Origin of the sequence: Micromonospora sp. WMMD737 (assembly GCF_049179055.1) — a bacterium.
In the GTDB taxonomy this organism is placed as follows: domain Bacteria; phylum Actinomycetota; class Actinomycetes; order Mycobacteriales; family Micromonosporaceae; genus Micromonospora; species Micromonospora reichwaldensis.
Window position 1 is genome coordinate 479,165 of sequence record NZ_JBMHMH010000001.1, and the last position, 18,810, is coordinate 497,974.

The following is an 18,810-nucleotide window of genomic DNA, read 5'->3' on the forward strand; positions in this document are numbered from 1 at the left end:
CCACCCCGGCAGCCAACGTCCGTGCCGCTGCGCGCGGGGTCGCCGGTGCCGCTGTACTCGGTCGTCATCCCGGCACTGTCGATAGCGGCGGCACTGACGTGAGCCGCCAGCGCGGAGGCCGCGGGCGCCGGTGGCGGGGGCACGGACGTGGGTCGCCAGCGCGGAGGCCGCGGGCGCCGGTGGCGGGGGCACGGACGTGGGTCGCCAGCGCGGAGGCCGCGGGCGCCGGTGGCGTGCTCCGTCCCCGGCCGGAGGTCCGGCGGCGTTGCCGCGCCACGGCCCCGGGGCACCCGGCGACGCGGCGTCGGGTGGTGCGGTGGCCGGCCGGATCAGACAGGATGACCTGCGCGAGGGCGTCGCCGGGCCGCGCCGCGGCCGACGGCCCGCCCGTCGACGGAAGGAGACCCGTGTCGTCCACCCTGCTCTCCCGTCGCGACCTGCGCTTCCTGCTGCACGACTGGCTGAACGTGACCCGGCTGACCGAGCGGCACCGCTACGCCGAGCACTCCCGGGAGACCTTCGACGCCGTGCTGGAGCTCGCCGAGCGGGTCGCCACCGAACGGTTCGCCCCGCACAACCGGGCCGCCGACCTCGCCGAGCCCACCTTCGACGGCCGCCGGGTGCACACCATCGCGCAGGTCAAGCAGGCCCTCGACGTCTTCGCCGAGACCGGGCTGCTGGGCGCCGGCATGGACGCGTCCGTCGGCGGCATGCAGCTGCCGCACGTCGTACGGGCCGCCTGCTTCGCCTGGCTCCAGGCCGCCAACGCCGGCACCTCGGCGTACCCGCTGCTGACCCTCGGCAACGCCAACCTGCTGCTGGCGCACGGCAGCCCCGAGCAGATCGACACCTGGGTCCGCCCGATGGTGCAGGGGCGCTTCTTCGGCACGATGTGCCTGTCCGAGCCGCAGGCGGGCAGCTCGCTGGCCGACATCACCACCCGCGCCGAGCCGCAGGACGACGGGACGTACCGGCTGCACGGCACCAAGATGTGGATCTCCGGCGGCGACCACGAGCTGTCGGAGAACATCGTCCACCTGGTGCTCGCCCGGATCCCCGGCGGCCCGCCCGGGGTCAAGGGGATCTCGCTGTTCATCGTGCCGAAGGTGCTGCTCGGCGACGACGGCGCGCTCGGCGCCCGCAACGACGTCGTGCTGGTCGGCCTCAACCACAAGATGGGCTACCGGGGCACCACCAACACGCTGCTCAACTTCGGCGAGGGCGTGCACCGGCCCGGCGGGCGCCCCGGCGCGGTCGGCTACCTGGTCGGCGAGCCGCACCAGGGCCTGGCGCAGATGTTCCACATGATGAACGAGGCGCGCGTCGGGGTGGGTGCCGGCGCCACCGCACTCGGCTACACCGGCTACCTCAAGTCCCTCGCGTACGCCCGCCAGCGCCCGCAGGGCCGACCGCTGGCCGACAAGGATCCGGCCGCGCCGCAGGTGCCCATCGTCGCCCACCCGGACGTACGCCGGATGCTGCTGGCGCAGAAGAGCTACGTGGAGGGCGCCCTGGCGCTCGTCCTCTACTGCGGTCGGCTGCTCGACGAGGAGAAGACCGCGCCGGACGCGGCGGACCGGGAGCGGGCGCGGCTGCTGCTGGACGTGCTCACCCCGATCGCGAAGAGCTGGCCGTCGCAGTGGTGCCTGGCCGCCAACGACCTGGCCATCCAGGTGCACGGCGGCTCCGGCTACACCCGCGACTACGACGTCGAGCAGCACTGGCGCGACAACCGGCTCAACCCGATCCACGAGGGCACCCACGGCATCCAGGCGCTGGACCTGCTGGGGCGCAAGGTCACCATGCGCGACGGGGCCGGGCTGGCGCTGCTGGTGGAGACGGTCCGGGCCACGACCACCCGCGCGTGGCAGGCCGGGGGCGAGGCCGCCGAGCTGGCCGCCCCGCTCGGCGCCGCCCTCGACCGGGTCGCCCTGGTCACCCGGCGACTGTGGAGCACCGGCGACCCGGAGGTGGCGCTGGCCAACGCCAGCGTCTACCTGGAGGCGGTCGGCCACGTGGTGATCGCGTGGATGTGGCTGGAGCAGCTTCTCGTCGTCGAGGCGGCCGGCGACCCCGGCGACGGCCCGGACGCCGACCTGCACGCCGGCAAGCGGCAGGCCGCCCGGTACTTCTTCCGGCACGAGCTGCCCCGCACCGGCCCGCAGTTCGACCTGCTGGACAGCCTCGACCGAACCACGCTGGAGATGCGCGACGACTGGTTCTGACCCGCCCCCGGCCGGTTCCGCTGCCCCCGGCCGGTTCCGCTGCCCTCGCCGGTCCCGCCGCCCCGCGGGGAGCGCTGTCCCGCCGGGATCGTTGGTGCGCGGCCCGCCTATCCTTGCCAGCCATGAACCCCGGTGACGTGACCGTTCCGCCGCCCGCAGACGGAGCCGAGGAGCGGCTGGAGACCCTGCGGCGCTGGTGGCGGCTGCCGGCTCCCGCGCGACGCGAGGTCCGGCTGCTCAGCCGCTCCGGACGGCACCACCCGGACCGGGAGACCGCCTGGGTGGCCTGGCGGTGGGCGCAGGTCGTGCTGCCGCCGGGAGCGCCGGAGCCGGGCCGCGCCCGCAACATGCTCAGCGCGGCCGGCTTCTGGGCGCTGATCCTGCTGGATCTGGTCACCGGCGTCGATCCGACGGACCCGCCCGAGCCGCGGTGGCTCGACCGCCGCCGGGCCCGACGCGTCCTGCGGGCCGGCCCGCCCGTCGCCTGACCGCGCGGCGGCCGGGGCGATCTCGCCGCTCGACGGGCGGCCGGCCGACGCGGGCCGCTCGACGGGTGCCGCCCGCCCCGATCCGCACCACCCGCCGCCGCACCGCCGGGCCCGCGACACCTCCTCACGCGCCATCGTGGTGCCGGGCCCGGCGGTCTCAGCCGTCGGCGAGCAGCCGGTCGCGGACCTCGCGGCGCAGGACCTTGCCGATCTGGGAGCGGGGCAGGTCCTCGACGACGACCACGCGGCGGGGCACCTTGTAGCCGGCCAGATGCCGCCGGCACGCCGCCCGCAGGCTCGCCTCGTCAGGTGGCTCGGTGCCCTCGTCCAGGACGACCGCCCCCACCACCTCCTCGCCGCCGTGCTCGCCGGGCAGGCCGACCACCGCGGCGTCGCGGACGCCGGGAACGCGGCGCAGCGCGTCCTCCACCTCCGACGGGTAGACGTTGAACCCGCCGGTGATGATCAGCTCCTTGATCCGGTCGACCACGCTGACGAAGCCGTCGGCGTCGGCCACCACGACGTCCCCGGTGCGCAGCCAGCCGTCGGGCAGCAGCGCCGCCGCCGTCTCCGCCGGGCGGTTCCAGTAGCCGGCGAACACCTGCGGCCCCCGGATCAGCAGCTCGCCCGCCTCACCCGGGGCGCGGTCGCGCGACGGGTCCTCGGGGTCGACGATGCGGATGTCGGTGGACGGGAACGGCACGCCGACCGTGCCCGGCCGGCGGGCGGGGGAGACCGGGTTGCCGAGCGCGACGGGGGAGGTCTCGGTCATGCCGTAGCCCTCGACGGGCAGCCCGCCGGTGACCGACTCCCACAGCTCGACCGTCGCCGGGGGCAGCGCCATGGCGCCGGAGATGGCGTACCGGGCCGAGGAGAGGTCGATCCCGCGTTCCCGGGCGACCGTGGCGAGCTTCTCGTAGATCGGCGGGACTGCGGGCAGGAAGGTGGGCGGCCGGCGACGCACCGCCGCCAGCGTCTGGTCCAGGTCGAAGCGGGGGAACAGCACCAGCGTGGCGCCGATGCCCACCGAGAAGGTGAGGCAGAGCGTCAGCCCGTACGCGTGGAACAGCGGCAGCACCGCGTACACCGTCTCCTCACCGTCGCGCAGGCCCGGCACCCAGGCGCGGCCCTGCGCCGCGTTGGTCCGCAGGTTGCGGTGGCTCAGGATGGCGCCCTTGGGCGTGCCGGTGGTGCCGCCCGTGTACTGCAACAGCGCCGTGTCGTCCGGGCCGGGGGCGGGGTGCGCGGCGGCTAGCGGGCCCGCCTCGGCCACCAGCCGCTCCCAGGACAGCGCTCCGGGCGCGGGCCCGGTCATCGCCGCGCGGGTGGCCCGCGCCCGGGCCAGCGGCAGCCGCAGCGCCCAGCGCTTGCGCCGGGGCAGGGCCCGGGTGAGGTCCACCGCGACCACGGTCTCGACGGCCGTCGCGCCCGCGCCGTCACGGACGAGGGGGGCCACCTTGTCCCAGACCACCGCGACCCGGGCGCCGTGGTCGGCGAGTTGCCGGGTGAGCTCCTGCGCGGTGTAGAGCGGGTTGTGCTCCACCACCACCGCGCCGAGCCGCAGCACGGCGTAGAAGGCGACCACGTGCTGCGGGCAGTTCGGCAGCACCAGCGCCACCCGGTCGCCCCGGCCGACGCCGAGCCGGCGCAGCGCCTCGGCTCCCCGGCCCACCTGGTCGTCCAGGTCGGCGTACGTGGTGGTGGCGCCGAAGAAGTCCAGGGCGATCCGGGGACCGAAGCGGCGGGCGGCGTCGCACAGGAGGTCGACCAGCGACTCGTCGGACGGCGCGACGGTCGCCGGCACGCCCGGGGCGTAGCTGCGCAGCCAGGGCCGCTCGGCACTCAGGTCCATGTCTCTCCTCCGCCCGTGCCGGACCATCTTTTACTTAACGGTAACCTACGGTTGCGTAGGTAGCGTCGGGGTCCCCCGTCCGACCGGCCCCGGTCGTAGACTCCGACGGTGCGGGATCGACGGATCGTGGCGCTCTGGTCCGTGTTCGCCCTGCTCTCCGCCGGGTCGTCGGCGCTCGTCACGCTCCGCCCCGACCGCCTCTCCGACCTGCACATCTATCGTGGCGCGCTGCTTCACCTGCAGGCCGGCCGGCCGCTGTACGAGTTCGCCGCCGAGAACGGCGGCCCCTTCACCTACCCGCCGTTCGCCGCGCTCGTGCTCTGGCCGGTCTCGGCCGTCGCCGAGGGGGTCGTGCAGGGGGTCTGGCTGGCGCTGATCTGCCTCGCGGTGGTCGCCATCGCGGTGCCGGTCGGCCGCGTACTGGCCGCCGGGCCACGGCGGCACCTGGTCGTGCCGGCCGTCGCCTGCGCCCTGATGCTCTCCGCGCCGGTGCAGAGCAATCTGCGCTTCGGCCAGGTCAGCGTCTTCATCGTGCTGCTCGCGCTGCTCGACGGCATGGGCGTCCCCCCGGCCCGGCTGCGGGGCGTCCTCGTCGGGGTGGCCGCCGCGATCAAACTGACCCCGCTGCTGTTCGTGGTCTACTTCCTCGTCACGGGCCGCTACCGGGACGCCGGGCGGGCCGTCGTCACGTTCCTGGCCTGCGCCGCGCTGGGCGCGGTGGTTCTCCCGACGGAGAGCTGGACGTACTGGACCGAGGCGGTGCGCAACACGTCCCGGATCGGCAACCTGGCCTCGCTGGGCAACCAGTCGGTGCACGGCATGCTGCTGCGCCTCGGCCTCGACCAGGCGTCGCTGCCGCTGCTCTGGGCGGCCCTGGTGGCCGTCGTCTGCGCGGTGGCCCTGCTGCGGGCCCGGCACCTGGCCGCGCACGGGCGCCCCGGCCACGCCGCCGTGCTCGTCGGCTGCGCGACCGTCGCCGCGTCCCCCGTGTCCTGGACGCACCACCAGATCTGGCCGGTGCTGGCGGCGATGCTGCTGATCGGGGCCGACGGGGTCGCCCGGCGGGTCGCCGGCGGCGCCCTGCTGGTGACCATGGTGGTCTCGCTGGGGGTGGCGCTCAGGCCGGTCTCGACCACGTCCGGGGTGCAGTTCCTCCTCGAGAACGCCCGCGCCCTCGGCGTCGGTGTGCTCTGCCTCGCCGGGTTCGGCGGGGCGGCGCTGGCCGCGGCCGGCGCGGGTCGACGGTCCCCGGCGACCCGCGGCTGGCTGCGGGTGGGCACGACCGCCGCGCTGGCCGTGGCGTTCTTCGCCGTGCAGCCGCTGCCCGCCGGCGCCGATCCGACCTTCAAGGCGTACGCACTCTCCGACGTTGCCAACCCGCGCTACTTCTTCGTCTGCCGGGGCCCGGCGGAGTGCGCCGCGTACGGCACGGACGCGCCGGTCACCTTCGGCACCCGCAGGGAGAAGACCAAGGTCCGCGTCAACGGGGTGGTGTCGCCCGCCGTCGCCCGGCTGGAATACCACTCCGCCCCCGGTGGCGCGCCCCGGGTCGTTCCACTGCTCGCGCCCTACCCGGGCCCCCGGACGTTCTCGTTCCGCTCGGCGACCATGACCCACGGCCGGCTGGTCGCCTACGCGGCCGACGGGCACCCGATCGCGACCTACGACGAGGAGTTGGCCGCCGCGCTCGCCGTCAGCGGCGCCCGGCGGAATGGCGCACCGCCCGCCGGCCCTTGACCACCCCCATGACGACGACCGCGACCAGCGCCACCACGCCGATGATCACCAGCCAGCGGACCGCCTCCAGCAGCAGCCCGAGCAGGATGAGCGCGCCGGCGACGACGCCGACGGCCCAGAGCATGGCTCGCATGTCCACCTCCCGTGACTCCGGCCGCGCGGCGCGGCCTGGCCGTCTGCCTTCCCGGCCCGCACCCGGCCATGCCGGCACGACCGGCGAAGTCCTCGCGCGGCACGCCGGTGGCGCACATTTCCGCTGACATCACCGTCGTGGTCCGGGCCGCCGCGTCGGCCAGCACCGCGTCCAGCACCGCCCGGAAGCCGGCGGTACGGGAGTACGCCGCGCACGCCCGCAGGGCTACGACGGTCCGCCGACCATCCGGCTACCTTGCCCGTCGGCGCCGGCCGACGTGTTGCCGGCCGACCTGCCGCCCCTGCCGCCCCTGCCGCCGGCCGCCCCGCCGCCGCTCGACGTGCGCCGCGGGCTGCCCTGCCGCCGACCGACAGGATGGATCTTGGACAGTTGTCGTTCTCGGGTAACGATAACTGTCCAAGATCGCGAGTGGATGCGGCGGTGCGTGCTCCGGGCGTCGGTGCCGATCAGGCGCGGCGTCCGCTGTTCAGCTCGGCGGGCCCTCGCCAGGTGGAGCAGCGGGGCGTCCGGTTTCCGCGGCTCCCGCTCCGGAGGTGCAGCGTTTCGGTCGGCGCCCCGGCGCCCGGCGCCCAGTGCCCGGTGACCGGGTCAGCGCTGGGCGACGTAGACCGTGTTGGCCGACTGCCCACCGGTCAGCGGGTTGGCGAACGGGACGACGTGCGCCCGCGCGGTACGGAACACCTCGGCGAGGACGGCCTCGAAGTCGGCATCGGGCGGATCGTCCGACCAGAGGGCGAACACCCCGTCCGGGTGCAGGTGGGCGGCGAGCCGGCGCAGGCCGTCGGGGGTGTAGAAGGGGGCGTGGCCGGGGTGCAGCACGTTGCGCGGCGAGTGGTCCACGTCGAGCAGCACGGCGTGGAACCGCCGCGCCGGCTCCCGCGGGTCGAAGCCGGTGCCGTCGGCCACCGCGGCGAAGAAGTCGGCCCGCACGAACCGGGTACGCGGGTCGGCGGCCAGCCCGGCGGCGAAGGGCAGCAGCCCCCGGCGGTGCCAGTCGATGACGTCCTCGATCGCCTCCACCACCAGCAGCGAGCCGACCCGCTCGTCGGAGAGCGCGGTGCGGGCGGTGTAGCCGAGGCCGAGGCCGCCGACGACCACGTCGAGCCCCTGCCCGGACAGGGGAGCCAGGCCCAGCCGGGCCAGCTCGATCTCCGCGACGGGGAAGAGGCTGGACATCAGGTACTCGTCGTCGAGCTTGACCTCGTACACCTCGACGTCGAGCGACGGGTCGCGGCGCCGGCGCAGGCTGATGAGGCCGATCGGGGTCTCCCGCCAGGCCAGTTCCTCGAATCGCACGCCCACGGGCCCGGATGCTACCCGCCGCCGCCCCGGACCCCGGCGGCCGGCACGCGCATTCCTCCCGCCCGGCCGGGTATGCCCACCCGTCGAGGGCCACCCGAGCGGGGGCCGGGCAGGGGGGCGCGCGGTGGCGGAGATGCTGGCCGGACGGCTGCACCTGACGGAACGGGCGCTGCGGATGGAGTCGGTGCCGGTGCCCGAGCCGCAGGACGGGCAGGTGCGCGTCCGGGTCGAGGCGGCGGGGGTCTGCCTGTCGGACGTGCACCTGATCGACGGCACCCTCACGCCGCTGTACCTGCCCGGCGACTCGGTGACGCTGGGGCACGAGGTCGCCGGGGTGGTCGACGCGTTCGGCGACGACGTCGAGGGCTGGCAGCCCGGCCAGCGGGTGCTGCTCCAGGCGGGGGAGCGGGACCGGCGCGGCACCGTGCTGACCCGGGGCGTGGACTACGACGGCGGCTGGGCCGAGTACGTCGTCGCCAGCGAGGACACCGTCGTGCCGATCCCGGACGACCTGCCCTTCGAGCAGGCCTGCATCATCCCCGACGCGGTCTCCACCCCTTGGGCGGCGGTGACGGACACCGCGCGGACCCGCCCCGGCGAGGCGGTCGGGGTGTGGGGCGTGGGCGGGCTGGGCGCGCACGCCGTCCAACTGCTGCGCCTGGTGGGTGCGGCCCCGGTGATCGCGGTGGAACCGCTGGCGGCGGCGCGGGACCGGGCGGCGGTCCTGGGGGCCGACGCGGTGCTCGACCCGGCCGACACCGGGTTCCGCGAGGCCGTGCTGGAGTTGACGGGCGGGCGGGGGCTGGACGTCGCGTTCGACTTCGCCGGGGTGACCGCCGTACGCGAGCAGGCGCTGACCGTGCTGGGCCGCCGGGGCCGGCTGGTGCTGGCGGGCATCGCCAACAAGCCGGTGACGATCGCCTCGGACAGCCCGTTCACCTACTTCCAGCAGGCGGTGCTCGGCCACTACGGCTCGGAGGGCGAGCACGTCGAGCAGTTGGTGTCCCTGGCCCGGCAGCGTCGGCTCGACCTGTCGGCGTCGATCAGCGACGTGCTGCCGCTGGCCGACGCCGAGGAGGCGGTGCGCCGGGTGCAGACCAAGCAGGGCGACCCGATCCGGCTGATCCTGCGCCCCTGACGATTGCTACGTCAGGTCGGGCCGGTCCCGCCGGTCGGCTGGGCTCTGATGGTCGGGCCGGTCCCGATGGTCGGGCCCGGCCTGCCGGTCCGGCCGGCCGAAGCGGCGGCGGTGCCGCACGACCGCCGTAGCCGCCGTAGCCGCGGTCAGCAGGGCGACGGTCCACAGCAGGGGATCCGTCCGCAGGGGTGTGGGCAGTTGCCCGGCCAGGACGAACACGCCCATCGCCGCCACGAACCAGCCGAACGCGCGGCGCAGCACGTCCTCGCGGACGCGTCCGGCCAGCCGGCCGCCGGCCAGGCTGCCGAGCACGGCCGCGGCGGTGACGGCGGCGGCCAGGCCCGGGTCGACGTCGACGGTGGACAGGTAGCCGGCCAGCCCGGCGAACGACTTCATGGCGATGACCACGAGCGAGGTGCCGACCGCGACCGGCATCGGCAGGCCGCCGAGCAGTGCGAGGGCCGGCACCACCAGGAACCCGCCGCCCGCGCCGACCAGCCCGGTGACCAGTCCGACCACGACGCCGTCGAGGAGCACCCGCGCCACGGGCAGCTCACGCCGCTGCCGCCCAACGCCGTCGTGCCGGCCCCGCAGCATGGCCGTCGCGGTGGCGAGCATCATGACGGCGAAGCCGGCGAGCAGGACGGCGGGCGGGACGAACGCGGCGAGGCGTCCGCCGCCGTACGCGCCGGCCATGCCCGCGGCTCCGAAGAGCAGGCCGGTGCGCCACCGGACCCGGCCGGCCCGGGCGTGCGGCAGCGCGCCGACGGCACTGGTCACCCCGACGACGAGCAGCGAGGTGGCGATCGCCTCGCGGGCCGGCAGACCGGCCACGTAGACCAGCAGCGGTACGGCGAGGATGGACCCGCCGCCGCCGAGCAGGCCGAGGCTCGTCCCGATGAGGACGGCCAGCGCGACGGTCAGCGCGAGGCTGCCGGTCACGGCAGGGGCCGGGGCGTCGGGTGGTCTCCGAGCCGACCGACGACGGTCTGCACGTCGCAGCTCGCGCCGCGGTTGTAGGGGAGCCTGCCGAGCAGCATGCCCATCGCGCAGGTGTCGGTGACGGCGGCGAAGGTGAGGCCGGCGCCGATGAGGCCGGCGACCCACTTCAAACCGGGTACGAACACCGAACCGAGGACGCTGAGCAGGACGATCGAGCCGGCGACGAGGCGGACCTGCCGCTCCAGCTCCCAGCGGGGGGTGCCCCGTCGGACCGGGCCCTGGGCGGCCTGCCACGCGGTCATCCCGCCGTCGAGGATCCTGATGTCGGGTAGCCCGACGCCCGCGAGGGCCTGCCCGGCCCGGGTGGCGCGGGCCCCGGAGCGGCAGATGAGCACCACCGTCTCGTCGAGGTGCGGCCGCAGCTCCTCGCGGTGCTCCCGGAGCATGTCGAGCGGCACGTTGTGGGCGCCGGGGACGTGGGCCGTCTCGAACTCCGCGGGGGTGCGCACGTCCAGCATGCGCGGAGCGCGGCCGGAGTCGATCAGCTCGCGCAGCGTGGCGGCGTCGAGGGTGGCGGGCAGGGCGTCGGGTGAAGTGCTCATCTCTCCTCGTTCAGGGGTCGATCGCTTGTCAGGGGGCAGGGTGAGCCGGACCGCCGTCGGTCGGCGTCGTCCAGCGGCGGGCGCGCGTCACCGCGCGGACGACCGGTGGTGGCCCGCGCGTACGCAGGGGGCGGGGTCGGCGGTGCGGGACCGGTCAGGCGGTGCCGGAGGAGGTCACGGGATCGGTCAGGCGTCGCCGGGGCTCATGGCAACCCCCGAGGCTTCGGCCCGGCCGAACTTGTCGTCGATCACGACGACCTCACGACCCGCGTTGGCCAGCAGGGACGCGGCGACCGTGGCCCGGTAGCCGGAGCCGCAGTGCACCCAGACGGTGCCGGCGGGCACCTCGGCGAGGCGCCCGGGCAGGTCGGGCAGGGGGATGTGCACGGCGCCCTCGACGTGACCGGCGGTCCACTCGTTGGTCATCCGGACGTCGAGCACCACGTCCGGGGCGGGCAGCCCCGCCGGGGTGTCGCCGGCCCGGGCGGCGGCCAGCGCGGGAAAGTCGGCCATCCGCAGCTCGCGGAGCTGTCCCGGCCCGGTGGACCACCGGTCGGGGTCGCCGGTGGCCTGGGCGGCCGGCCTGTCGATGCCGATGCGGACCAGTTCGCGCTGGGCGTCGGCGACCTGCTCCTCGGTCTCCGCCAGCAGGGTGAGCGGTGCGCCCCAGTCGATGAGCCAGCCGAGCCAGGTCGACATCGGGCCGTCGAGTCCGAGGGCGACCGTGCCCGCCAGGTGCGACGTGGCGTACGCCTTGCGGTGGCGCAGGTCGACGACCCACTGGCCGGCGGCGATCCGCTCCCGCAGCTCGGCGGCGTCGGCCCGGGCGACCGGGGTGAGGTCCACCGGCGTCGGGCCGGCGAGGTTCGCCACCCCCATGTGGGCGTAGTACGCCGGGTAGGCGTCGAGCCCGGCGAGGGTCTCGGTGACGAACTCGTCGGCGGCGAGTCGCAGCACGGGGTTCGCCCGCTTCTCCCGGCCGATCGTCGACTCGGGCGCGTCGGCCTGGCTGGCGGAGCAGAAGCTGCCGAAGCCGTGGGTGGGCCACACCTCGGCGCCGTCGGGCAGCAGGTCGGCCAGGCGCCGGGCCGAGGCGTGCTGGTGGTGGGCGAGTTCGTGGGCGTGCTCCCCGCCGAGCAGGTCGGTGCGCCCGGTGGTGCCGAAGAGCAGCGAGCCGCCGGTGAAGACGCCGACCGGGCGCCAGCCGGAGTCGTCGGCCTCGTCGAGCACGTACGACAGGTGGTGGAACGTGTGTCCCGGCGTGGCGAGCACCCGCAGCCGCAGCGCGCCGGAGACGGGCACGGTGTCGCCGTCGGCGACCGGCGTCCGGTCGAAGTCGACCTCGTCGTCCGCGGCGACGAGGTAGCGGGCGCCGGTCAGCCGGGCCAGCTCCAGGCCGCCGGAGACGTAGTCGTTGTGGATGTGGGTCTCCACCACGTGGGTGACGCGTACGCCCTTCTCGCCCGCGAGGTACAGGATCCGGTCGATGTCGCGCTGCGGGTCGACCACGATCGCCACCGTGCCGTCGGAGGCCAGGTAGCTGCGGTCGCCGAGCGAGGACGTCGCGATGACGGACACCTCAACTGCCATTGCCGTGCTCCTTGTGGGATCAAATACCCCGGGGGGTATGTGGCGGGCACACGTCGGGGGTGGTGACGTGTGCAATCTGTCTACCCGCACACGTCGCTGTCACGCAACGTGTGCGGTGCGTTTCTTCAGGTGGCGGTCAGGCGAGGGCGAGGAAGAGCTTCTCCAGCTCCTCCTCGGTCATCTCCGGGGAGTCGCCCCGCTCGCGGGCGGCGGTGCAGTGCCTCATGCCGGAAGCGATGATCTTGAAGCCGGCCCGGTCGATCGCCTTCGACACCGCCGCGAGCTGGGTCAGCGCCTCGCGGCAGTCCTGACCGGTCTCCATCATCTCGATGACCGCGTTGAGCTGACCCCGGGCCCGCTTCAGGCGGGTCAGGGCCTCGCTCGTCATCTCGGGTCGCAGCTTCACCGCGCGCCTCCTCGCTCTCTCCCGGCATACCCCCGGGGGTACCCGTACGTGCCCATGCTATCCCCTCAGGGAGAGGCGTCCGCGTCCGCGCGGTGATCCTGGTCGCTCCGGCGGGGGCCGCGACCGGGAATCCCGGCGCCGCGGCCACGCAGGGTCCTCAGGGCATCGACGCAACGCTTATCCTGTGCCCCGACCGCCCACCGGAGGGGACGCGATGCCGTCGCGGCAGGACCAGCTGCACTCGTACCAGTTCACCGTCCAGCGGGCCGTCGCCGCCCTGGTGATGCGGGAGACCGACCCGGCGCAGTCGCCGTTCCGGCGGCTCGCCGGCGCCGGCCTGGCCAGCGTGCTGGTCGCGGCCATCGGCCTGGGCGGTTTCGCCCTCTACGGCCTCTTCACCGGGGGCGGCAGCACGTGGCGCGACCCGGGCGCGGTGATCGTGGAGAAGGAGTCCGGTGCCCGGTTCGTCTACCGGGAGGAGAAGCTGCACCCGGTGCTGAACTACGCCTCGGCCCTGCTGATCATCGGTGCCGAGCGGCCGAAGACGGTGCTCGTCTCCCGGCGCGCCATCGACGGGGTGCCGCGCGGGCTGCCGCTGGGCATCGCCGACGCCCCCGACTCGCTGCCCGCCAAGGGCCGGCTCTCCACCGCGCCGTGGACGGTCTGCTCCGCCGCCGGCGAGGCCGACCGGACGACGCCCCGCTCGGCGCTGCTGATCGGCGTGACCGCCGGCGGCGGCCGGGCCCTCGGCGAGGACGCGCTGCTGCTGCGCCACCCCGACGGCGGGCTGCACCTCGTCTGGCACCAGCGCCGCTACCTGGTGCGCGACACCAACCGGGTGCTGGCCGCGCTGGCGGCCACCCGGGCCCGGGCGGTCCCGGCGGCCCCGGCACTGCTCAACAGCCTGCCCGCCGGCGCCGACCTCGCCCCGCTGGCCCTGCCGGCCGAGGGGGAGCGCTCCGCGCGGGTGTCCGGGGCGCGGATCGGCGAGGTCTACCTGGTGCGCAACTCCGGCGGTGGCCGGCAGTACGCCGTCGCGCTGCGGGACGGCCTGGCCGGCATCACCGAGTTGCAGGCCGGCCTGCTGCTGGCCCGCACCGGCCAGGGCGAGCCGGAGCCGATCACCCTCGGGCGGTTCGCGGCGCTGCCCAAGCTGCCCGACCTGGCCCCGACGGGGCCGACCGCCCCGCCGACCGCGCCGCCCCGGCTGGCCGCCTCCGACGGGGCGGGGCTCTGCGCCCGGGTGGGCGACGACGGCGGCGTCACGGAGGTCCGGCTCGGCGTACGGCTGCCCGACCTCGCCGCCGCGCCGCGCACCGTCCCGGCGGCCGGGGGTGGGGTGCGCGCCGACCACGTCGTGGTGGAGCCGGGCCGTGGCGCGGTGGTCGAGGCGGTCGCGGCGCCCGGTGCGACCGGCGGCGCGGTCTCCGTGGTCACCGACCTGGGCCGACGCTACGTCCTCGCCGGCGGCGAGGTGCTGGGCACGCTCGGCTACCGCGACGTGCGGCCGGTGCGGCTGCCGGCCAGCCTGGTCGCCCTGGTGCCCGCCGGCGCCACGCTCGACCCGGCCGCCGCGCGGGTCGTCGCCGCCCCCGCCTGAGCGCGTCCCGCCTGAGCGCGCCGCCGGCTGGGCCGGTGCCGGAGCCGTGCCGCGACCTCGGGTGGCCTCGGCGAGGGCGACCCGGCCGGGCGGGGATCAGTCGGCGGGGCGGCGCAGCACGGTGACGGCGAAGTCGGCGTCGTCGCGCCACGGGCGCAGGTCCCAGGTGGCGAAGCGGTGCTCCAGCCGCAGGCCGGCGGCCACCGCGTCGGCGTCGAACCCGGTCAGCGGGTAGCCCCGGTCGGTGCCGAAGCCGACCGCCAGCACGCCGTCGGGGCGCAGGTGGGCGGCGACGCGGCGCAGCACCTCCCGCTCGGTGCCGGGGGCGACGAAGGCCAGCACGTTCCCGGCCACGACCGCCGCGTCGAACGGCTCCGGCTCGCCGGCCGCCGCCAGGTCCAGCTCGCTCAGGTCGGCGACCAGCCAGCGCGGGCCCGGGTGGTCGGTGCGGGCGGCCTCCACCAGCGCCGGATCGGCGTCCACGCCGACCACGGTGTGGCCCCGGGCGGCCAGCGCCGCGCCCACCCGGCCGGTGCCGCAGCCGGCGTCGAGGATCCGGGACCCGGGCGCGACCAGCGCGTCCAGCAGGCGGGCCTCGCCGGCCAGGTCGGCCCCCTCGGCGGCCAGCCGGCGGAACCGGTCGATGTACCACTGCGAGTGCTCCGGACCGGTCTCGGTCTCCCAACGGGTCGGGTTTGCCATGCCGCCACCGTAGCCGGGTCCCCGGTGCTCCCCGGGGGGTGGGGCGGACGGGGCGATGCCCCGCCGGTGTCGTGGGCCGGGGATACCGTGGCCGCTCAGGCCGGCGGGACGTCGCCGCCCGGGCCTTCCGCCGACGAGCCGGCAGCGCCGGCCGACGGATCGACGACCCAGTGGTTGGTGCGGAAGAGGCGGCCGGCGAACTCCGTCTGCTCCTCGCCGACGAGGGCGAAGCCGACCGACCGGCAGATCGCGTTCGACGCGGCGTTGGTCGTGGCGGGAAAGGCGTGGATGAGGCCCCACCGGCCGTCCGCCCGGGCCAGGGCGAGCACGGCGCGGACGGCTCTGCCCGCCAGGCCCCTGCCCTGGAACTCCGGCACGACCATCCAGCCGATCTCGGACACGCCCCCGTGGGAGTACACCGTCACCGTCCCCGCCACCTGCGCGGAGCCGCCGGTAACGATCATCTTGATCCAGGCGCTACCGTCGCGGACGGTCTCGAGGTCACGCCGGAGCTGGGCGGGCATCCGCTCACGCGGCTGCGGGCCGCCCAGCTCCGCCATCACGGTCGGATCGCAGCGCATCCGCACGTACGCGTCGAGGTCGCCCGGCTCCACGTCGCGCAGCCGCATCCCGGCCGTGGGCGGGGCAGCCGTGGGCGCGTCGTCGGGGACCGCGCCGGGGGAGGCATCCACCCGGCACATCCTCGACCAGCGGCCACCGCGCGGCAACCCGCCCGCCGCCTCAGCCCTTCTCCGCCCCGCTGGTGAGCCCCTCGGTGAGCAGGCGCTCGCTGGCGAAGAAGAGGATCACGATGGGCAGGGTGAGGATCACCGAGCCGGCCATCAGCACCGTCTTGGGCACCTCGACGCCGTCCGCGAGCTGCGCCAGCCCCAGCGACACCGTCCACCGGTGCGGCTTGTCGACCAGGAACAGCAGGGCGAACAGGAACTCGTTCCAGGCGATCATGAAGTCGTACAGGGCGACGGCCATGATGGACGGCGCCGCCAGGGGGAGGCTGACCCGGCGGATGATGCCGAGCCGCCCGGCGCCGTCGATGGCGGCCGACTCCTCCAGGCTGACCGGGATCGTCTCGAAGTAGTTGCGCAGCATGTAGACCGAGACCGGCAGGGTCTGCGAGATGTAGACCAGCACCAGGCCGAGCAGCGAGCCGCGCAGCCCGGCCCGGGTGAAGACCACGAAGAGCGGGATGGCGATGACGATCGACGGGAACAGGTAGACCGCCAGGAAGAGGAAGTCGACCTGCCGCCGGCCGAAGAACCGCAGCCGGGCGACCGCGTACGCGCCGGGGATCGCCACGGCCAGCGTCAGCAGCGTCGCCGCGACGGCGACCAGGCCGCTGTTGCGCATGAAGGTGAGGAAGCCCTGGCCGCCGTCGTCGACGGCCTTCACCACCTCGGCGTACGTGTCGAAGGTCAGCTCGCCCAGCCCCACGACCAGCGAGCCGGGGTCGAGCAGCAGCCGCTCGATGGGGCGCACCGAGAGCACCAGCATGTAGTAGAAGGGAAAGACGGTGACCAGCAGGAACGCGGCGATCACCAGCCGACGCAGCCAGCGCAGGCCCACCGTCTCGATCCGGTCCCGGTCCATCAGCCGTCCCTCCGTCCGCCGAAGAAGCGCAGGTACACCACCACGAACACGATGAGCACCACGGCGAGCACGACCGCCTGCGCCGCCGCCGCGCCGATGTCCGTACGCGCGGTCAGGAACTCGTAGACCCGGACGCTCACCACCTCGGTGCCGGCGGCCCCGCCGGTGAGCAGGTAGACGTCGTCGAACTTGTTGAACGTCATGATGAAGCGCAGCACCCCCAGCAGGCCGATCACCGGCAGCAGCTGCGGCAGCAGGATGTGCCGGAACCGCTGGGTGGGCGTGGCCCCGTCGACCCGGGCGGCCTCCTCCAGTTCGCCCGGCACCGCCTGGAGCCGGGCGAGCAGGAACAGGAACGCGAAGGGGAAGTAGCGCCACGCCTCGAAGGCGACGACCGTGGCCAGGGCCGTCGACTCCTGGGACAGGAACGGCACCGGGGTGTCCCAGCCGAGGAACCGCCGCCCCCAGTCGTTGACGATGCCGAGCTGCGGGTCGAGCATCACCTGCCAGACGAAGGTGACCGCGACCACCGGCGCCACGTACGGCAGCAGCATCGACGCGCGCACCAGGGTGCGACCCCGGAACGGCCGGCGTACGACCAGCGCCGCCACCAGGCCGAGCGCGATCGAGCCGGCGGTGCTGGCCACGGCGTAGACCAGCGTGGTCCACAGCGTGTCGGCGAAGCCGGGGGTGTTCAGCACCCGCTCGACGTTGTCCATCGTGAACTCGCCGAACAGCCCCGTACGCCGCAGCGTCGCCAGGCGTACCCGCTGGAAGGCCAGCACGACGGTCCAGACGATGGGGATGCCGATCACGGCGACCACGACGAGCAGGGTCGGAGCGACCAGCGCGAGCCCGGCGCGGGACTCGCGGCGGCGCAGGGTCAGTGGTCTGCGGCGGCGGGCCGGGGCCGGCCGCTCCCGGGCGGGGGAGCGGCCGGTGTCCGGTGGGGCGGCGGTCAATTGACGCCCGCCTTGATCGCCTCCACGTCCTTCTTCGCCCGTCCGGCGGCCGCGGTGGCGTCGGTCCTGCCGGCGACCACGTCGTTCAGGGCCTTGGGCACCGGCAGCTCGCCGAGGATCGCGCCGACGAGCTTGCCCTGGCCTTGGGTGAGGCCCCACCGCTGGAAGGTGTCGGGGCTGCGGCGCAGGCTGGCGAGCACCTCCTCGCCGTAGACCTCGGCGAGCGGCTTGCGGGTGTCGACGCCGGCCTGGCTGGTGTTCCAGGCGGTCAGGAACTTCTCCGGCTCCTGCGGCGTGCCCTTGCGGACGGGGAAGCGCCCCTCGGGGGACATGCCGAACCAGCGCGGGTAGCCGTCGCCGAGCATGTGCTCGACGAAGGACCTCGCCGGGTCGGCGGCGGCGCCGTCGAGCACGGCCCAGGAGCTGATCTCGCCGTACTGGGCGGGTTCGGTGCCGTTCGGGCCCTTGATCGCGGTGACGAAGCCGCTGTTCTTGGCGAGGAACGCCGGGTCGGCCTGGCACTGCGGGCAGGTCGGCCTGGCGTCGTCGCGCAGGCCGGCCAGCTCGTCGAGGATGAACGGCGACCAGACCAGCATGGCCGCCTTGCCGGCGAAGTAGGTGGCCCGGGTGGTGTCGACGTCCTGCGCCCCCCTGACCGAGCTGGTGCGCATCAGGTCGCCGTAGAACCGGAACGCCTCGACACACTCCGGGGAGTCCAGCTTCACGGCCCCGGAGTCGTCGGTGAGCTGGCAGTTGTTGGCCAGCGCGAGATGCTCGAAGGTCTGCTGGGTGAACACGTCGCCGGGCGCGGTGGCGGCCGTGACGCCCGCGACGCCGCCGGCGTTGAGCCTCGTCGCGGCGGCGGCGATCCGCTCGTACGTGTCGGGGGCGGGCAGCCCGGCGGCGGCGAACAGGTCCTTGCGGTAGACGAGCAGCTGGCCCCAGCCGTCGCTGGGCACGGCGAGCTGCGTGCCGTCGTCCGCGGTCAGCTCCAGGGCCCGCGGCGAGAAGGTCTGGCGGCCGAGCTTCTCGACGACCTCCGCGTTCGCCGAGGAGTGCAGCAGTTCGTTGCCGGCGAGGGTGCGCACGCCGGCGAGCGACACCGAACCGACCACGTCGGGCAGTTCGCCGGCGGCGGCGCTGGTGGCGATCAGGGCGGGGAACTGGTCCTCGTTGACGGTGACGAGGTCGACGGTGATGCCGGTGCTGGCGGTGAAGTCCGCGATGATCGCCTTGGTGGCGGTGACCCGGTCGGCCACGTCCTCCAGGCTCCACACGGTGATCTTCCTGCTGTCGCTGTCGGATGCTTCGTCGCCGCAACCCAGCAGGGTGGCCCCGGTGACTGCCATGATCAGGGTGGCGGCGAGTATCCGCATCGGAGGTGCTGACATCGGTGGCACTCCTCTCGAAGGGTATACAAGGGATTCAACCCCTTCGATTGATCAATTACAAGACATATGCCGATTTATTGCCTACGATGGAGCCCAGTGCTACCGGGATGT

The 18,810-nt window shown here is 74.9% G+C and carries 17 protein-coding genes; 5 read left to right on the plus strand and 12 right to left on the minus strand.

Annotation, left to right across the window (positions count from 1 at the left end; all coding sequences use genetic code 11):
- Window positions 1-407: 407 nt before the first annotated feature.
- A complete protein-coding gene (locus tag ACN27A_RS01365; RefSeq protein ID WP_421449157.1) occupies window positions 408-2,225 on the plus strand; it encodes an acyl-CoA dehydrogenase in 1,818 nt (605 codons plus the stop codon).
- Between the two features lie 122 nt (window positions 2,226-2,347).
- Window positions 2,348-2,713, plus strand: a complete 366-nt coding sequence (locus ACN27A_RS01370) for a hypothetical protein (protein WP_358122024.1) — start codon at window positions 2,348-2,350, stop codon at window positions 2,711-2,713.
- A 157-nt stretch (window positions 2,714-2,870) separates the two neighbouring features.
- Here the strand turns inward: ACN27A_RS01370 and ACN27A_RS01375 are convergent, their stop codons facing one another.
- Complete coding sequence (locus ACN27A_RS01375) at window positions 2,871-4,565, minus strand: long-chain-fatty-acid--CoA ligase (RefSeq protein ID WP_421449160.1); 1,695 nt, start codon at window positions 4,563-4,565, stop codon at window positions 2,871-2,873.
- 108 nt (window positions 4,566-4,673) lie between these two features.
- Here ACN27A_RS01375 and ACN27A_RS01380 point away from each other — a divergent pair, with 108 nt between their 5' ends.
- A complete protein-coding gene (locus ACN27A_RS01380) occupies window positions 4,674-6,302 on the plus strand; it encodes a glycosyltransferase 87 family protein (RefSeq protein WP_421449163.1) in 1,629 nt (542 codons plus the stop codon).
- Here ACN27A_RS01380 and ACN27A_RS01385 read toward each other — a convergent pair.
- Window positions 6,259-6,435 (minus strand): hypothetical protein, encoded by a 177-nt coding sequence (locus ACN27A_RS01385; protein WP_421449165.1) that lies wholly within the window; start codon window positions 6,433-6,435, stop codon window positions 6,259-6,261. The two genes, ACN27A_RS01380 and ACN27A_RS01385, sit on opposite strands and share 44 nt — an antisense overlap.
- A 609-nt stretch (window positions 6,436-7,044) precedes the next feature.
- Complete coding sequence (locus ACN27A_RS01390) at window positions 7,045-7,758, minus strand: spermidine synthase (RefSeq protein WP_421449166.1); 714 nt, start codon at window positions 7,756-7,758, stop codon at window positions 7,045-7,047.
- Window positions 7,759-7,891: 133 nt separating this feature from the next.
- Here ACN27A_RS01390 and ACN27A_RS01395 point away from each other — a divergent pair, with 133 nt between their 5' ends.
- Window positions 7,892-8,896 carry an alcohol dehydrogenase catalytic domain-containing protein gene (locus tag ACN27A_RS01395; RefSeq protein ID WP_421458342.1) on the plus strand — a complete coding sequence of 335 codons (1,005 nt, stop codon included), beginning with the start codon at window positions 7,892-7,894 and terminating at the stop codon, window positions 8,894-8,896.
- Between the two features lie 6 nt (window positions 8,897-8,902).
- On the opposite strand, the gene ACN27A_RS01400 is transcribed toward ACN27A_RS01395, so the two are convergent.
- From ACN27A_RS01400 to ACN27A_RS01415, 4 genes are all read right to left on the minus strand, one after another.
- Window positions 8,903-9,838, minus strand: coding sequence for a sulfite exporter TauE/SafE family protein (locus ACN27A_RS01400; protein WP_421449167.1), 936 nt, complete (start codon window positions 9,836-9,838; stop codon window positions 8,903-8,905).
- A complete protein-coding gene (locus ACN27A_RS01405; protein ID WP_421449168.1) occupies window positions 9,835-10,440 on the minus strand; it encodes a rhodanese-like domain-containing protein in 606 nt (201 codons plus the stop codon). Before ACN27A_RS01405 ends, ACN27A_RS01400 begins: the two co-directional genes overlap by 4 nt.
- Before the next feature lie 186 nt (window positions 10,441-10,626).
- Window positions 10,627-12,030, minus strand: coding sequence for an MBL fold metallo-hydrolase (locus ACN27A_RS01410; protein ID WP_421449170.1), 1,404 nt, complete (start codon window positions 12,028-12,030; stop codon window positions 10,627-10,629).
- 136 nt (window positions 12,031-12,166) lie between these two features.
- A complete protein-coding gene (locus ACN27A_RS01415; RefSeq protein ID WP_089000744.1) occupies window positions 12,167-12,436 on the minus strand; it encodes a metal-sensitive transcriptional regulator in 270 nt (89 codons plus the stop codon).
- Window positions 12,437-12,650: 214 nt separating this feature from the next.
- On the opposite strand from ACN27A_RS01415, the gene eccB reads away from it, so the two are divergent.
- Window positions 12,651-14,036, plus strand: coding sequence for a type VII secretion protein EccB (eccB, locus tag ACN27A_RS01420; protein ID WP_421449171.1), 1,386 nt, complete (start codon window positions 12,651-12,653; stop codon window positions 14,034-14,036).
- A gap of 96 nt (window positions 14,037-14,132) precedes the next feature.
- Here the strand turns inward: eccB and ACN27A_RS01425 are convergent, their stop codons facing one another.
- From ACN27A_RS01425 to ACN27A_RS01445, 5 genes are all read right to left on the minus strand, one after another.
- Window positions 14,133-14,738, minus strand: coding sequence for a class I SAM-dependent methyltransferase (locus ACN27A_RS01425; RefSeq protein WP_421449174.1), 606 nt, complete (start codon window positions 14,736-14,738; stop codon window positions 14,133-14,135).
- A 95-nt stretch (window positions 14,739-14,833) separates the two neighbouring features.
- The gene (locus ACN27A_RS01430; RefSeq protein ID WP_421449175.1) at window positions 14,834-15,430 is read right to left on the minus strand and encodes a GNAT family N-acetyltransferase; all 597 of its coding nucleotides are present in this window, start codon (window positions 15,428-15,430) and stop codon (window positions 14,834-14,836) included.
- A 49-nt stretch (window positions 15,431-15,479) separates the two neighbouring features.
- On the minus strand, window positions 15,480-16,346 hold the full coding sequence (locus tag ACN27A_RS01435; RefSeq protein ID WP_132240245.1) for a carbohydrate ABC transporter permease: 867 nt from the start codon (window positions 16,344-16,346) through the stop codon (window positions 15,480-15,482).
- The gene (locus ACN27A_RS01440; protein ID WP_421449177.1) at window positions 16,346-17,308 is read right to left on the minus strand and encodes a carbohydrate ABC transporter permease; all 963 of its coding nucleotides are present in this window, start codon (window positions 17,306-17,308) and stop codon (window positions 16,346-16,348) included. Before ACN27A_RS01440 ends, ACN27A_RS01435 begins: the two co-directional genes overlap by 1 nt.
- On the minus strand, window positions 17,305-18,699 hold the full coding sequence (locus ACN27A_RS01445) for an ABC transporter substrate-binding protein (protein WP_421449180.1): 1,395 nt from the start codon (window positions 18,697-18,699) through the stop codon (window positions 17,305-17,307). The genes ACN27A_RS01440 and ACN27A_RS01445 overlap by 4 nt, the downstream gene beginning before the upstream one ends.
- Window positions 18,700-18,810: the final 111 nt, after the last annotated feature.

What these genes read in the sequence shown, in the direction of transcription:
- ACN27A_RS01370 (WP_358122024.1), top strand. Translation starts at nt 2,348, where the DNA reads ATGAACCCCGGTGACGTGACCGTTCCGCCGCCCGCAGACGGAGCCGAG.
- ACN27A_RS01375 (WP_421449160.1), bottom strand. Translation starts at nt 4,565, where the DNA reads ATGGACCTGAGTGCCGAGCGGCCCTGGCTGCGCAGCTACGCCCCGGGC.
- ACN27A_RS01385 (WP_421449165.1), bottom strand. Translation starts at nt 6,435, where the DNA reads ATGCGAGCCATGCTCTGGGCCGTCGGCGTCGTCGCCGGCGCGCTCATC.
- ACN27A_RS01395 (WP_421458342.1), top strand. Translation starts at nt 7,892, where the DNA reads ATGCTGGCCGGACGGCTGCACCTGACGGAACGGGCGCTGCGGATGGAG.
- ACN27A_RS01405 (WP_421449168.1), bottom strand. Translation starts at nt 10,440, where the DNA reads ATGAGCACTTCACCCGACGCCCTGCCCGCCACCCTCGACGCCGCCACG.
- ACN27A_RS01410 (WP_421449170.1), bottom strand. Translation starts at nt 12,030, where the DNA reads ATGGCAGTTGAGGTGTCCGTCATCGCGACGTCCTCGCTCGGCGACCGC.
- eccB (WP_421449171.1), top strand. Translation starts at nt 12,651, where the DNA reads ATGCCGTCGCGGCAGGACCAGCTGCACTCGTACCAGTTCACCGTCCAG.
- ACN27A_RS01425 (WP_421449174.1), bottom strand. Translation starts at nt 14,738, where the DNA reads ATGGCAAACCCGACCCGTTGGGAGACCGAGACCGGTCCGGAGCACTCG.
- ACN27A_RS01435 (WP_132240245.1), bottom strand. Translation starts at nt 16,346, where the DNA reads ATGGACCGGGACCGGATCGAGACGGTGGGCCTGCGCTGGCTGCGTCGG.
- ACN27A_RS01445 (WP_421449180.1), bottom strand. Translation starts at nt 18,699, where the DNA reads ATGTCAGCACCTCCGATGCGGATACTCGCCGCCACCCTGATCATGGCA.